This is a genomic window from Herbaspirillum sp. (assembly GCF_035644555.1).
In the GTDB taxonomy this organism is placed as follows: domain Bacteria; phylum Pseudomonadota; class Gammaproteobacteria; order Burkholderiales; family Burkholderiaceae_D; genus Herbaspirillum.
In genome coordinates, this window is record NZ_DASQOH010000044.1 from 1 (window position 1) to 14,718 (window position 14,718).

At 64.4% G+C, this 14,718-nt stretch carries 11 protein-coding genes; 2 read left to right on the top strand and 9 right to left on the bottom strand.

Features of this window, described 5'->3' with window-relative positions:
• Positions 1-592 (top strand): LysR family substrate-binding domain-containing protein (locus VE092_RS11175; protein ID WP_324876694.1); only part of this gene is annotated, 592 nt, incomplete at its 5' end.
• Here the strand turns inward: VE092_RS11175 and VE092_RS11180 are convergent.
• Positions 589-2,259: a methyl-accepting chemotaxis protein gene (locus tag VE092_RS11180; protein WP_324876696.1), complete on the bottom strand. Its 1,671-nt coding sequence runs from the start codon at positions 2,257-2,259 to the stop codon at positions 589-591. The genes VE092_RS11175 and VE092_RS11180 overlap by 4 nt on opposite strands.
• A gap of 364 nt (positions 2,260-2,623) precedes the next feature.
• Here VE092_RS11180 and VE092_RS11185 point away from each other — a divergent pair, with 364 nt between their 5' ends.
• Positions 2,624-4,252 carry an EAL domain-containing protein gene (locus VE092_RS11185; protein ID WP_343650414.1) on the top strand — a complete coding sequence of 543 codons (1,629 nt, stop codon included), beginning with the start codon at positions 2,624-2,626 and terminating at the stop codon, positions 4,250-4,252.
• Between the two features lie 31 nt (positions 4,253-4,283).
• Here VE092_RS11185 and VE092_RS11190 read toward each other — a convergent pair whose 3' ends face one another.
• The 8 genes from VE092_RS11190 to VE092_RS11225 form a co-directional block, all read right to left on the bottom strand.
• Positions 4,284-4,721 carry a hemerythrin family protein gene (locus VE092_RS11190; RefSeq protein ID WP_324876700.1) on the bottom strand — a complete coding sequence of 146 codons (438 nt, stop codon included), beginning with the start codon at positions 4,719-4,721 and terminating at the stop codon, positions 4,284-4,286.
• Positions 4,722-4,996: 275 nt separating this feature from the next.
• Positions 4,997-5,959, bottom strand: a complete 963-nt coding sequence (locus VE092_RS11195) for a chemotaxis protein (RefSeq protein ID WP_324876702.1) — start codon at positions 5,957-5,959, stop codon at positions 4,997-4,999.
• Positions 5,960-5,974: 15 nt separating this feature from the next.
• A complete protein-coding gene (locus VE092_RS11200) occupies positions 5,975-7,711 on the bottom strand; it encodes a methyl-accepting chemotaxis protein (RefSeq protein WP_324876704.1) in 1,737 nt (578 codons plus the stop codon).
• A 130-nt stretch (positions 7,712-7,841) separates the two neighbouring features.
• Complete coding sequence (locus VE092_RS11205) at positions 7,842-10,094, bottom strand: ATP-binding protein (RefSeq protein WP_324876706.1); 2,253 nt, start codon at positions 10,092-10,094, stop codon at positions 7,842-7,844.
• Between the two features lie 72 nt (positions 10,095-10,166).
• Positions 10,167-10,562, bottom strand: coding sequence for an Hpt domain-containing protein (locus VE092_RS11210; RefSeq protein WP_324876708.1), 396 nt, complete (start codon positions 10,560-10,562; stop codon positions 10,167-10,169).
• A 15-nt stretch (positions 10,563-10,577) separates the two neighbouring features.
• A complete protein-coding gene (locus tag VE092_RS11215; RefSeq protein WP_324876710.1) occupies positions 10,578-12,248 on the bottom strand; it encodes a sensor histidine kinase in 1,671 nt (556 codons plus the stop codon).
• A gap of 30 nt (positions 12,249-12,278) precedes the next feature.
• Positions 12,279-12,914: a response regulator gene (locus VE092_RS11220; RefSeq protein WP_324876712.1), complete on the bottom strand. Its 636-nt coding sequence runs from the start codon at positions 12,912-12,914 to the stop codon at positions 12,279-12,281.
• 240 nt (positions 12,915-13,154) lie between these two features.
• The gene (locus VE092_RS11225) at positions 13,155-14,714 is read right to left on the bottom strand and encodes a cryptochrome/photolyase family protein (protein WP_324876714.1); all 1,560 of its coding nucleotides are present in this window, start codon (positions 14,712-14,714) and stop codon (positions 13,155-13,157) included.
• Positions 14,715-14,718 lie beyond the last annotated feature (4 nt).

Sequence of the window (14,718 nt, forward strand, 5' to 3'; positions counted from 1 at the left end):
CAGCTTTCACCAGGCCGAGCCACGGATTGCCATGTCACTGGAACCGGGCCTGTCGGCCCGGCAACTGGAACGGATCAGGGAAGGCGAACTGGATGCCGGTTTCCTGGCCTGGCGCTATCCGCCCAACGACCAGTTCCTGGCAGGTGAATTCAACGAGATCGAAGTCTTCGAGTGTCGACTCAAACTGGCGCTACCCCGCGACAGCCGGCTGGCCCGCCAGGTGCCAGTCCATCTGTCGGCACTGCGCGAAGAGCCGGCGATCTGGTTCCCGACCGAGGTGGCGCCGGGCTATGACCAGTTCCTCGACTACCAGTGCCAGACGGCCGGACTGGTGCCGCGCAAGGCGCAACTGGCAAGCGACGTACTAAGCATTCTCGGCCTGGTGGCCGCCGGCGTGGGCTATGCCATCGTCTCTGACGTCAGTGCCTATACCTGCCCGGAAGGGGTGGTGCTGGTCGACCATCCGGAACTGACCATGCGCCACCCCGTCTCCTTCGTCTATCGCGCCGACAACGGCAACCCCACGCTGGGCCGCTATATCGCCCATCTGGAAGGAGCCCAGCCGCAGCCCATGACGGACACCACCGGCTAACGCGGCTGGGGCACGAGCAGGCGCGGCTGCGGCAGCGCGCCGACAGCCACCACCGGCGACGACGCCAACGCGTGCCGGGAGGCAGACGACGCTTCTCCGGCATGCGTCCCGATCGCGAAAATACTGACCACCTGCGTCAGCTCGCCCGCCTGCGCACGCATCGAAGCGGCGGCGGCGGCGGCCTGTTCGGCCAGGGCAGCATTCTGCTGGGTCAGGTCGTCGAGCTGGGCCACGGCATCGTTGACCTGCTGGATGCCCTCGCTCTGCTGGGCAGTGGCCACGCTGATGTCATCGACGATGGCATGGACGTGCTCAACGCTTTGCACCACACGTTGCATGGTGGCGCCGGCCACTTCCACCAACGCGCTGCCGGCCACCACCTTCTGCACCGAATCATCGATGAGCGACTTGATCTCCCTGGCGGCCGCCGCCGAACGCTGCGCCAGGGAGCGCACCTCCGACGCCACCACCGCGAAACCACGCCCCTGCTCCCCGGCGCGAGCAGCTTCCACGGCCGCATTCAGTGCCAGGATATTGGTCTGGAAGGCGATGCCGTCGATCAGTCCGGTGATCTGCTTGATCTGCTCGGCGCTCTTGTTGATGGCATCCATGGTGTCATTGATGTGCCTGATCGAGGTTTCGCCGGTACGTGTGGTGGCCAGCGCCTGTTCCACCAGGCGATTGGCCTGGCGTGCGTTCTCGCTGTTCTGGGTCACGGTGGAGGCCAGTTCCTCCATGCTGGCGGCCGTCTCTTCCAGGCTGCTGGCCTGCGACTCGGTGCGCGAAGACAGGTCCATGTTGCCACGGGCGATCTCGCCGGTGGCCTGGGCGATATGCATGCCGCTGCGGCGTACGTCGCCGACCGACGCCACCAGGTTCACGCGCATCTGTTCCATAGCCTGCAGCAAGGCGCCCATTTCATCACGGCGCAACTGCAGGTCGCGCGCCGAGAGATCACCGCCGGCCACACGCCGCGATTGGTCTGTCGCCTGCCGCAGCGGCGTGAAGACGCGCGTGGCCAGGGTCAGGCGCAGTAGCGCCAGGCTGCCCAGCGCGGCACCGGCGGCCAGCAGGGTGGGCAGGCTGCTGGCGTGCTCCAGGCACTGCGCATTGAGCCAGGCCAGCGCTCCCACGCCCACGGCCGCCGTGCCCAGTCCCAGGTCGATCCTGGTCTTGAGTGAGACGCGCGCCGCCCGCTGCAGCTTGCCGCGCAGCCCGGTCGGCACGACCTCACCGCGATAGACGGCGATCCGTGCGCTTTCCTTCTTCAGTTCCTTGTAGGCCTGTTCGGCGGCGTTGACTTCGGCGCGGCTGGGCTTGGTGCGCACCGACATGTAGCCGGTGCAGACGCCGCGCTCCCAGATCGGTGTGACGTTGGCCTTGACCCAGTAGAAGTCGCCGTTCTTGCAGCGGTTCTTGACCAGCCCGGTCCAGGGCAGACCGGCCTTGAGCGTGCTCCACAGGTCGGCGAAGGCGCCTTCCGGCATGTCGGGATGACGCACGATGTTCTGCGGCGCGCCCATCAGCTCTTCCTCGGTGAAGCCGCTGATGGCGAGGAAGGTCGGATTGACGTAGGTGATGCGCCCCTTGGTATCGGTCTTGGAAACGATCGAGGCATGGGCGTCGAAGTCGCGCTCTTGTTGGGTGACGGGCAGGTTCAGGCGCATGGTCGACTCCAGTTGGTGTTGGTTGATGGAATCATTAAAACACAAATTCATTTAAATCGATAAAAAAACGATTTAATCATGAGTTAAATAATGAATTCGTTGCGCCCATCCAACTCTGTTGTCAAGAGGAAAAGAGCGGGTGAGGCTTGGTGATTCTCTATGTAAGTAATTGAAATATATTGGAAATATGGATGATTGACGGCTTTCGCCGCGCTTTTCCTGCGCGTTTGGAGACACGCTTGGCATGTTCTTAAAATGTTTAATTTGATTTATTTATTTTTCGACGCTCTAATGATGAGCATGGCCCACGCCCGCCGGCGTGGATAGCCGTCCCGCCCGCGGGCGACCAGCAAGGAGGATGGAGGTGGGCAACAAGAACAAGATCGTGGCCATGGCCATCGTGGCGACCGTGGCGGCCGCCGTTGCGCCGGTCCTGGGCATGATGTGGCTGTCGCGCCAGGCGCTAATCGAGGCCGAGCACGAGCGCCTCACCCGTTATGCCAGCAGTGTCCTGGAGCGGGCCGAAAGCAGCCTGCAGGCCACGCAGCGCTCGCTGCAATCGCTGTCGCCACTGCTGGCCTTGCCCTGCTCCGAAGAGCACATCGCCCAGATGCGGCTGATCACGCTCAACTCCCAGGCCATCGAGGAGATGGGTTACTACGAATATGGACAGCTCAGATGCACTTCCTGGGACCGTCAGGCGCAGGTTGCGCCACGGCATCAGCCGGAATTGGCGTTCGTCACCGCAGCTGGTGCCGGCGTGGCGCTGGAGCAGGCGTCCTTCGTGCTGGACGGGCCGAGCATGATGTCGATCCAGTACGGTGCTCACAGCGCCCTGGTGCATCGCCAGCGCTTCGTGGATGTGGTGCTGGACCAGGGTGTGCACCTGGTGCTGGCGCGGGACGGCTATGGCCTGGTGGCGCAATACGGGACGCCGATCTCCCCCGGGATGGCAGGACGCGCACTGCGCGGCACCGGAACGCAGGATTTCGACGGCTTCTTCGTCTCCACGCTCAGCCGTGACGGCTGGACGGCGGCGGCCATCGTCGATGGCCAGCAGGTACTGGACACCATGGCGCGCGAACAGCGCTGGTTCCTGCCCGTGGGCGTACTGATGGGGCTGGTCCTGGTGCTGCTGGTACTGCGGGTATCGCAGGCCCGGCTGTCGCCCCTGGCCGACCTGCAGCTGGCGGTGCGCAAGAAGGAATTCATCGTCCATTACCAACCCATCATCGAGATGCGCAGTGGCCGCTGTATCGGCGCCGAGGCGCTGATCCGCTGGAAGCGCCCCGATGGCAGCGTCGTGCGGCCTGACCTGTTCGTGCCGCTGGCCGAAGAGAGTGGACTGATCCTGCCCTTGACCGACCTGGTGGTGGAGTCGGTGGTGCGCGAACTGGGTCCCACCTTGCGCGCCGACCGCGCCCTGCATGTCGCGGTCAACGTGGCCGCGCAGGATATCAAGACCGGTCGCATCCTGGATGTGGTCGGCAAGGTTCTGGCCGGCTCGGGCGTACGAACCGAACAGATCTGGATGGAAGCCACCGAACGGGGCTGCATGGACATTGCTTCGGCCCGCATTACCCTGGCACGCGCTCGTGAGAGAGGGCATTCCATGGCGCTCGACGATTTCGGCACCGGATATTCCAACCTGCAGTATCTGCAGGGTTTGCCCATGGATGCGCTGAAGATCGACAAGTCCTTCGTCAGCACCATCGGTACCGGGGCTGCCACCAGCGCCGTGATCGACCACATCATCGCCATGGCCAAGAGCCTGGGGCTGCACATCGTGGCCGAGGGCGTGGAAACCCTGCAGCAGGCCGCCTATCTCCACGAGCAGGGCGTCGATTTCGCCCAGGGCTGGCTGTTTGCCAAGCCCCTGCCGGCCGCCGATTTCATCGAATTCTACCGGGCCACGCTGGCCGACTACGGTAGCGGACCGGAGATCATCCGCGCGCCGCAGGCCACCGCCCAGACGGCACCGCTGGATAGCTGATCCCGGCGCCGGCGTGGTGCCTCGGTTTGGCTCAGTGTTCCATGTCGCCGTCGGGCGCATGCTGGCGCAAGGCCAGCGCCAGGTCCTGGTCCATGCCCGACATGTGCCGGATCAGCATGGCCGGGATCATCGCCATCACGATATCGGCCAGCGGGGCATTGCCGTCATCCAGATAGGGCCGCAAGCGGTGCATCAGAGCCAGCAGTTCGGCATGGTCGCGCCGGTGGGCGCGGATCTCGCGATAGCCGATGGCTTCCATCATGGCTTCTTCCTGACGAAAGCCGACTTCGATCTCCGCCACCAGCGCGGCGTAGGCGCCGGCAAAGCGCTCCGGCGGCAGCAGCGCCAGCGCGGCGATGCCCTGCAGCACCTGGCGGTGCTCGGCATCCATCTCGGCCAGCAGGCGCGGAATGCCCTGGCCCGGCAGGCCGGTTTCGTTCAGCGGGGTGGGATCGGCGGTATGGGACATGGCCAGCCTCCTGCAGCAGGTGCGACCGGACGCTGGTCGGGCGGAGTCGTCCACCGGCCCGGCACGATGCGCGGGAAGGACGCTCAGCCTTGATTCTAGGAGCTTGGTCTCGAAATAATTTGAGATAGCTCAAGCTGGCCGGGATTGCCGCCCGTGCCCACGGCACAAGGCCGGACGCCGCCTCTGGAGATGGCGTCCGGCCTGCTTCAGTCGGCCACCCTGGGGCGGCCGCGCGCTTGTAAAAAGCGCCTTCACTGGCTCTGCAGTAGGTGCCGTCAGGGGGGCAGCACCTTGCGCAGCATTGCTGCCAGTTCAGGCGGGGAAAACTTGGCGACATAACCATCTGCGCCCACCGAACGCACATGGTCTTCGTTGGCCGATCCGGTCAGCGAGGAGTGGATCACCACCGGCAATTGCTTGTAGCGGTCGGAAGCCTTGATCTTGCGGGTCAGGGTGAAGCCATCCATCTCCGGCATTTCCAGGTCGGTCAGCACCATGGCCACCTTGTCGGTGAGCGGCTTGCCTTCCTGCTCGGCGGCCTGCGACAGCTCTTGCAGCTTCTTCCAGGCCTGCAGGCCGTCGGTGGTCATCACATAGGGCAGGTTCAGATCCTTGAGGCATTGCTCGATCAGGGCGCGCGCCATGCGCGAGTCGTCGGCGGCCAGGATCACCGCGCCGGGCTTGAGCCGGAATTCGGTGGTCCCTGGCTGCGGTGCCTGCAGCTGTTCCTTCACCGGCGAGACCAGGTTGAGAATGTGTTCCACATCCAGCACCTGGACCAGGCGGCCGCCATCGAGTGCCGAATCGAGACGGGCGATGCTGGTCACCAGGCTGCCCGGGGAGTGCGAATCGGCCGGCAGGACCTGGCTCCAGTCCAGGCGCACGATCTCTTCCACCGACTCCACCGCGAAGGCCTGGGTGTGGCGCGCGAATTCGGTGATCAGCAGAATGTTCATGCCATGTCCGGCCTTGCAGCCTGCCACTGCCGGCAGGTCCACCACCGACATCACCTGGCCGCGGATGTTGACCATCCCCAGCATCGGCGAGCGCATGCCGGCCGCAGCGGTGATGTCCATCATGGGCACGATCTCGCGGATCTTGAAGACGTTGATCCCGTACAGCTCACCCGGCTTGTCGGTGGACCCGTCAGGGGTTCCCAGACGGAACAGCAGCAGTTCGAACTTGTTGCTGGAAGTCAGGTTGGTGCGTTCGTCGATTTCTTTCTGAAAAGCGTCCATAGTCATCCTCGAGGATCAGAATTGTTCCCAGTCGCCACTGTCGGCGGCATTGTCATGCGGGGTCTTGTTCGCGGCGGCGCGGGCCGGGGTACCGGGCTGGGCGATGCTGCGGGTGCGCGGCGCGGCGACGGCCGGACGGGCCGGGGTGATGTCGCGCATCACCGGCGCGGCAGCCATGCTCACTACGGGTGCCGGTGCGTGGCTGCTGTCCAGGCGGAATACGCTGACCGTCTGGCTCAGGCGCGCGGCCTGCTCCTGCAGGGCCTTGGCGGCGGCCGCGGCCTGTTCCACCAGGGCCGCATTCTGCTGGGTGTTTTCGTCCATCTGCACCACGGCGTTGTTGATCTGCTCGATGCCCTGGGACTGCTCGGCACCGGCGGCGGTGATCTCGGCCACGATATCGGAGACCCGCTTGACGCTGGCCACCACCTCATTCATGGTCTGGCCGGCTTCGTCGACCAGCTTGCTGCCGGTATCGACCTTGGCCACCGAGTCGTCGATGAGGCCCTTGATTTCATGGGCGGCGGCGGCGCTGCGCTGGGCCAGCGTACGCACTTCGGCGGCGACCACCGCGAAGCCGCGTCCCTGTTCACCGGCACGGGCCGCTTCCACTGCCGCGTTCAAGGCCAGGATGTTGGTCTGGAAGGCGATGCCGTCGATCACGCCGATGATGTCGACGATCTTGCGGGAGGATTCGTTGATGGCCCCCATGGTATCGACGACCTTGCCGACCACCTGGCCACCGCTCTGGGCGATCTCCGAGGCGGACACCGCGAGCTGGTTGGCCTGGCGGGCGTTGTCGGAGTTCTGGCGCACGGTGGAGGTCAGTTCTTCCATGGCCGAGGCAGTCTCTTCCAGGGCACCGGCCTGCTGTTCGGTACGCGAGGACAGGTCCATGTTGCCGGTGGCGATCTCGGCCGAGGCGGTCGTGATGGTATCGGTGCCCTGGCGCACTTCACGCACGATGTTGAGCAGGTTGCCGTTCATCTGCTTGAGCGCGTCGAGCAACTGGCCGGTTTCGTCGCGGTGGGCGCTGGGGATGTCGGCGGTCAGGTCACCTTCGGCCACCTGGCGAGCGATGGTTACCGCATTGGTCAAGGGACGGGCCACCAGGCGGGCGATCCACCACGACAAGGCCATGGCCAGGGCGATACAGGTGGCGACCAGGATGATGATGGCCAGGCGGGCCTGTTCATAGATCCGGGTGGCGTCGGCATCGGACACGGCAGCTCCCTTGCTGTTGACGTCGGACAGTTCCTGGATCTGCTCCTGCAGCTTGCGATAGACCGGGGTCGAGGCGGTATTGAGCAGGGCATGGCCGGCCTGCTTCTGGCCTTCCTGGAACAGTGCCGAGATGCGCTCGTGCGTCGCCTTGTATTCATTGATGTTGCGCTGGATTTCCGGATACAGCTCCTTTTCGCGCGGCTCGGAGACCAGCGTGCCGTAGGTGGCCACTTCCTTGAGCAGGATTTCCATCTGCTTGTCCGCGCGTTCGCGCGAGGCCTGCTCTTCCTTCTTGTCGTCGGTCAGCAGCTGCTGCATGTCGAAGCTGCGCGAACGCGCCAGCGCCAGACTCATCTTGGAGAGCGAACCCATGCTGGGCAGCCAGTTGCGGGCGATGTCGGTGGAACTCTGGTTCACCTGCGCCAGCTGTGCAACGGAGAATCCGCCCAGCCCGACGATGAACACCAACACCACCAGGAAGGCAGCGTTGAGCTTATAGGCGATCTTCAGATCGTAGAACCATTTCATGATGACGCTCCTGATAGCTGCGCTGTTGGGATGTAAGAGTGCGCATGAGAGTCATCATAGGGATATCTCACAAATAAATCAAATAAAACAAATTAACCAGTTGTTTTATTTTCTTAGGGATTTTCCTGATTCAGCTTTTTTGCTGCAGCCATTTTTCAACGGCATTCATCAGTCCGACCTGGGTGAAGGGCTTGCTGAGGTAATCGTCCATGCCGGCGTCCAGGCAGCGCTGGCGATCGCCTTCGATGGCGCTGGCGGTCAAGGCGATGATCGGCGTACGCGGACGGCCTTGGGCCTGTTCCAGGGCGCGGATGTCGGCAGTGGCCTGGTAGCCGTCCATGATGGGCATCATGCAATCCATCAGCACCAGGTCGTAGCTGCCGTTGCGCATGGCGTCCACCGCCAGCAGGCCGTTCTCGACCTCCTGCAGGATGCAGCCGCGGCGCGCCAGCAGGATGCGCAACAGCTGGCGATTGATTTCGGTATCCTCGGCCACCAGGATGCGGGCGCCATTCATGGCCCCCGGGCCGGGCGTGTTGTCCGCGGGCGGCCCGGGCAGTTTGGCGGGGGCGGCGGCTTCGGAGGCGGTTGCCGCCGGCGCGCTGCCTGGGGCCGCCGCTGCTGCAGCCGCAGCCACTTCCGGGGCTGCGCTGGCGGTCGGCCGCTGCGGCTCTGCACCTTGCGGACAGAGGATGTCGAAGCTGAACCGGGTGGACTGGCCGGGTACGCTCTGGCAGGCGATCTTGCCACCCATCAGTTCCACCAGGTTCTTGCTGATGGCCAGCCCCAGTCCGGTGCCGCCGAAGCGGCGCGAAATCGAGTTGTCGGCCTGGGTGAAGGGCTGGAACAATTGCGCCAGCGCTTCCGGGGCGATCCCGATGCCGCTGTCGGCCACCGCGAAGAACAGCCGCCAGCGATTGGGCGCGGATTCTTCGCGCCGGGCCGACAGGCTCAGGCGCACATGGCCGGCGCGGGTGAACTTGATGGCGTTGCTCAGCAGATTGCCCAGCACCTGTTTCAGGCGCGAGGGGTCGCCGACCAGGCAGAGGCCGTCCTCGCAATCGATGCGCAGGTCGAACTGCACCTCCTGGTTGTGGATCGAGGGCCGGTACAGTTCGGCCACTTCGCGCGCCAGCCGGGCCGGATGGAAGGCCACCTCTTCCAGGTCCAGCTTGCCGGATTCGATCTTGGAAAAGTCCAGGATGTCATTGATGATGCGTACCAGACCACCGGCGGCATTGTTGATGCTGTCGGCATAGTGGCGCTGCTTGCTCGACAGGCCGGACTCCATCAGCAGTTCGGACAGGCCGAGGATGCCGTTCATGGGGGTGCGGATCTCATGGCTGACCATGGCCAGGAAGCGTGACTTGGCTTCATTGGCCTGGTCCGCCTCTTCCTTGAGCTGCATGGCCAGTGCCGCGTCCTGCTCACGCCGCTGCGCCTGGCGCAAGGCGATGGTGAATCCGCCGATCAGGCCCACCAGGCTGATGGCAGCCACCAGCATGAGCGGGTACATCGATTCCAGCCACTCACCGAAGTACACCTGGTCGGTCACGCCGATCTCCAGGAACATCGGCGCATTGCGCACCGGACGGTGGATGCCCAGCCAGTGCGCCTGCATGAAATAGTAGGGCGTACGGCCATCGCTCTGGTCCGGCCGCTGCGGATGCAGCGCCGACAGCGGCGTGATGTCGCGCAGGGTGTCGGTGTCGTGGACCACGGCGGTGCTGATCAGCGCTTTTTCATCCTGGCGCGAGAGCAGGATGGAAAACGGCTTGTCCTTGGTGACAGCGCCGAAGAAGTCTTCGAAGAAGGAGCAGGGCAGCGCTACCACGATGATGGCCAGCATGCGTCCCTGGCGGTCATTGAGACGGCGGCTCAGGTAGAAGGTGGGGACACCTGCTGCGCGCGAATTGACCGTTTCCCCGAGAAAATCCTCGGTCGAGGACGACTTGCTGTGGTGCAGGAAATAATCGCGGTCGGTCAGATCCAGCGGCGGTGCCGGATGCGCCCGCGAGAGCGCGAGGATACGGCCCTGGGCATCGCTGATGCCGACCCCCGAGATGAACGGCAGACCACGGATCTTTTCGCGCATGGCCTGGGAAAAGGCGGCACTGCCGACATGCTGGCGCAACTGGGCTTCGTCGTCGACGTTGGCCGCTTCAAGGTCGGACTGGATGCTGTCGATCACCAGGCGCGCCGACGACATGGTCTGGGCCGTGCTTTCGGCCAGGACAGTGGAGAGGGTGGAAAGATCGCTGCGCCAGTCGTTGAGGCTGGCGCGGTACAGCAGGCTCCCGGAAATGACCAGGGTGGCCGCCAGCAGGCCCAGCAGCAGCAAGCCCAGGGTGACCGTGGAGCGGCGCACGCGCGGCGCGCGCATGGTTGCGCTTGCAGGGGCGGGCTGGGGGCGGTTCATGGGCACCGGCGGCGGCGACGTTGATGCAGAGGCGATTCAGGCGGTCTGGGCCGGGCGGGCGCAGTGCCGTATCTCGTCCAGCACCTGCGCAAAGCCGGCCTGCAGCTGCGCCAGTTCTTCCGGGCGTGGCACACGACCCTGGCGCCCATCCTGTTCGGCCTGCAGCAGCAGGGCGCTCAATACCCGGGCGTTGAACAGGGCGCACATGCCCTTGAGGGTATGGCTTTCGTGCCGGCAGGCATCGGCGTTGCCGGCCAGGGTGGCCTGTTCCAGTCGCGCGAAGATCGCCGGCGCACTCTCCACGAAGGTACGGGCCAAGGCGGCGACGGTGTGCACGTCGCCGCCCACGGCTTCCAGCAGATCGCTGGGATCGATATGACGATAGTCGCTCTCTGGCTGGCCCGGATACACGGTTTCCCCCTTTGCGTTCATTTCTTGGCGGCCGTTTTACTTCGGCTCTTGCAGTGGCAATGTGAAGCTGAAAGTCGAACCCTGATGTTGTTCGGACTGTAACACGAGTTTGCCGCCCATGAGCGTCACCAGTCGCTGCGCGATGGTCAGTCCGAGACCCGCGCCATCCCTGGCGCGCCGGACGCTGTCGTCGGCCTGGGTGAACTTCTCGAAGATGGTTTCCAGTTGCGCTGCGGGAACGCCGATGCCGGTGTCCTTGATGTGGATGTCGAGCTGGTCGGCGGCACTGCGCTCGACCTCGACCAGGATGCGGCCGGTATCGGTATAGCGCACGGCGTTGCCGATCAGGTTTTCCAGCACGCGCAGCACCTTGCGCTGGTCGCACACCACCACCTGGGGCACATCGTCGGCGATGCGGCACTCCAGCGGCAGTCCTTTGTCACGAGCCGCCTGATAGTGTCGGGCGATGGCCTGGCTGACCAGTTCGCGCAGGTTTTCCGGCGCCATGTGTATCGCCACCCGGCGGTCTTCCAGTTCGGTCACTTCCAGGATGGCGTTCACCAGGTCCAGCAGCCGGTTGCCGCTGTCGTGGATGGCGCCGGCGTATTGCGCCAGGGGCGAGTCGCCCAGTTCTTCGCGCAGGGCGTCGGAATAGCCGAGCACACCATTGAGCGGCGTGCGGAATTCATGCGACATGTTGGACAGGAAGCGCGATTTTGCCTGGCTGGCCTGCATGGCTTCCTGGCGGCTCCGGAGCAGGGAAGCGGCCATCCAGATCAGCACCGCATTGAATAGCAGCACTGCCAGTGTGATCAGCGCAGCCAGCGTGAGGGTACGGTTGCGTTCGCGGTAGTAGGGGGCCAGGCGCTCCTCGATGTCGATGCCCACCGAGGCGTAGAGCGGGTAATCGCGCAGTTTCTGGAAGGCATAGATGCGTTCGCGGCCGTCGACCCGGCTGACTGCGTCGATCAGGCCGCTGCCCTGGGCCAGCATGGCAGCATAGACCTTGCCACCGCGCACCTGCTCGCCCATGGCATCCATGTCGCCGGTGCGACGGACGCGCGCCACGCCATCGGCTCCCACCAGCGTGATCACGCCGTGGCGGCCCACATCGATCTGGTGATACAGGCTGGTGAAGTATTGCGGGTCCATCGAGACCACCACCACGCCACCGAAGCCGCCGTCGGGGCGGTTGATGCGGCGCGTGAGCTGCAGCGACCATTTCTTGGACACCCGGCCCAGCACCGGCGTGCTGATGAAGAGCTTGTCCTCGCCGCTATGCATGTGGACCTGGATGTGTTCGCGGTCGGACAGGTTCAGCGGAGTGAAGGGCTTGCTGGAGAGCACCACGTCGCCGTTGCGATCGACGATGGTGAAGAGGTTGTAGACGTTGCGCGCCACCAGGCCCTGGTCGATCTCGTTGGCCAGGTCCAGCGTGTTGCCGCGTTCGCCGTAGCGGTAGCGCAGGTAGACGGCGGCCTGATCGGCGGCCTCGATGGTGCGGTAGGCGTGTTCCAGGAACAGCCGCGACAGCGACTGGGCATCCCGGCGGGCATCCTGCAGGTGGTTTTCGCGGCTGGTCTGCAGTTCCTTGAACGCACCCAGCCACAGACCGCAGATCAGCAGCAGGGAAAACAGGCCCAGCGCCAGGCGCAGATCGATGCGCGCGAACCGGAGGGGCAGAGGAGAGTGTTTCCGGTCATCCATGGCGCTGCAGGCCTTTCCCAGTGTGGTCCCTCAGCGGGACTCGCGCTCCCTGCGGGCACAACATGCCCGCATGTAGCCGCGTAGTTCATCAAAGTTGACCGGCTTGGGGAAGAACACCACCCCGGCCGGAATCCCGCCGCGCTGCGCCATCTCGTCCTGATCCAGGCTGCTGACGATAGCGATGCTCACGTCCTGCAGCTGGGGATCGTTGAGGATGGTCTTGACCACTTCGTAGCCATCCATGCCCTCCATGACGATATCGGCCAGCACCACATCGGGCTTGCTGCGCGCGATCTCCAGCAGCGCCTTGTAACCGTTGTCGCAATAGACCAGGTCCAGCGGCAGCCCCCAGGAAGCGATGGCGCCGGCATACAGCTCGCGCTGCAGGCGACTGTCCTCGATCACCAGTACGGCGGTGCGGCCGTTGCCGGGGCGCGCGGCCGGACTGCTGCGACCGTGCTCGGCGGCGTCCGCCGAGGAACCTGGCGTGGCCTTGTAGGCGTGCACGGCAGCCAGAGGTATGCGGCGGTGTCCGCCCTTGGTCTTCCAGGCCTCGATGATGCCGGCCTCGACCAGTTGCTGGACGGATGACACCGAAATGCCCAGGATGTGTGCCGCTTCCTGGGTGGTGCAGACCTCGGAGCTGGTTGTCTTTGCGGTTTTCATAAATCCATTATCGGTATTTTACACAAATAAATCAAATTCGTTAGATAAAATTTGAATTCGGTATAATTGTTTTTCGACGAAAAGCAACAGCGATGCCTTCAGGCAAACTTCCCGGAGGAATTATGCAGAGAATTTCGCGACTTCGTCAGATTCTGTGTATTTTGCCCGTTTTTGTGCGAACGGACAGGATTTATCGTCCGGCGGGAGTCAGGTCGCCGGAGCGCCGTAGCCGGTGCCGTGCTACAGGGTGTCGAGATTGGCGCGCAGCGTGGCCGCGCGTTCCTGCAGGCGAGCCAGATCGGCACCGTCCATCTTCTTCAGTTGCTGGTAGACCATGCCCATGCGCGGGTTCTGGCCGAAGGTGGCGCGCTGGCGCAGGAAGAAATCCCAGTAAAGGGCATTGAAGGGGCAGGCGTCGCTGCCGGTCCTGTCCTTGGGCTTGTAGGCGCATCCCTGGCAGTAGTCGCTCATGCGGCCGATATAGGCGGCGCTGCTGACATAGGGTTTGGTGGCGATGATGCCGCCGTCGGCCCATTGGCTCATGCCCAGGGTATTGGGCAATTCCACCCATTCGAAGGCATCGATGTAGATGCCCAGGTACCAGCGATGCAGCTCCTTGGGATCCAGCCCGGCCAGCAGGGCGAAATTGCCGATCACCATCAGGCGCTGGATGTGGTGCGCATGGGCGCTCTGCAGGGATTGGCCGATGGCCTGCTGCAGGCAGCGCATGCGGGTCTGGCCGGTCCAGAACCAGGCTGGCAGCGGCAACCGGTGCGCCAGGGCGTTGCGCTCATCGTAGCCCGGCATCTGCGACCAGTAGATGCCGCGCACGTATTCGCGCCAGCCGATGATCTGGCGGATGAAGCCTTCCACCGCCGCCAGCGGTGCATCGCCCTCGCGATAGGCCTGCTCGGCGCGGCGCACCACTTCCAGCGGATGCAACATCTTGAGATTGAGCGCGAACGACAGCAGCGAGTGGAACAGGCGCTGTGCCCGGCTGCTCATGGCATCTTCGTAGTCGCCGAAATGCGGCAGTGCCTGCACGATGAAATGCTCCAGGTGCTGCAGCGCTTCTGCGCGATCCAGCGGCCAGCGTAACTGCGCGGCCTGCGGGTCGCCGAAGCTGGCCACGCCCTGTGCCTGCAGCATCTGCCAGAGCGCGCTGTGATCATGCGTGGCGCGCCAGTCCACCGGTTCGGGCGGGGTGCCGGGCCAGCGCTTGCGATTGTCGTGATCGAAATTCCACTGCCCGCCTTCGGGCTGGCCATCGCGCTCCAGCAGCAGTTCGAAACGGCGCCGCATCTGCCGGTAGAAGTGTTCCATCAACCATTGCTTGCGCCCGGCGAAGAGGCGCGGCAGCTCATGGCGGGCGGTCAGGAAATGCTCGCTGTCGACCACCGTCGTGGGCAAGGCCTGGCCGGCTGCCCATTGCTGCAGGGCTTGGTCCACCCGCCATTCGTCCGGCATCTGCCATTGCACCTGGCGCGCCCGGTAATGCCTGGCCAGCGCCGTCAGGTTATCCACCAGCGACTGGCGATTGCTGGGATCGTCCAGGCGCAGATAGCGCACCCGGTGCCCGGCGGCGCGCAGGTGCCCGGCAAAGGCGCGCATGGCGGCGAAGATGGCCAGGATCTTCTGCGCATGGTGCAGGACGTAGTCGGTCTCGGAGCGCACTTCCATGAGCAGGTAGACCACGTCGGGATCGACCACGTCGAACCAGGAATGCTGCGTATTGAGCTGGTCTCCCAGGATCAGGCGCAGGGTGCCGGCGGGATGCGGCTGGGCAGTGTCGTTGGTCATGGCG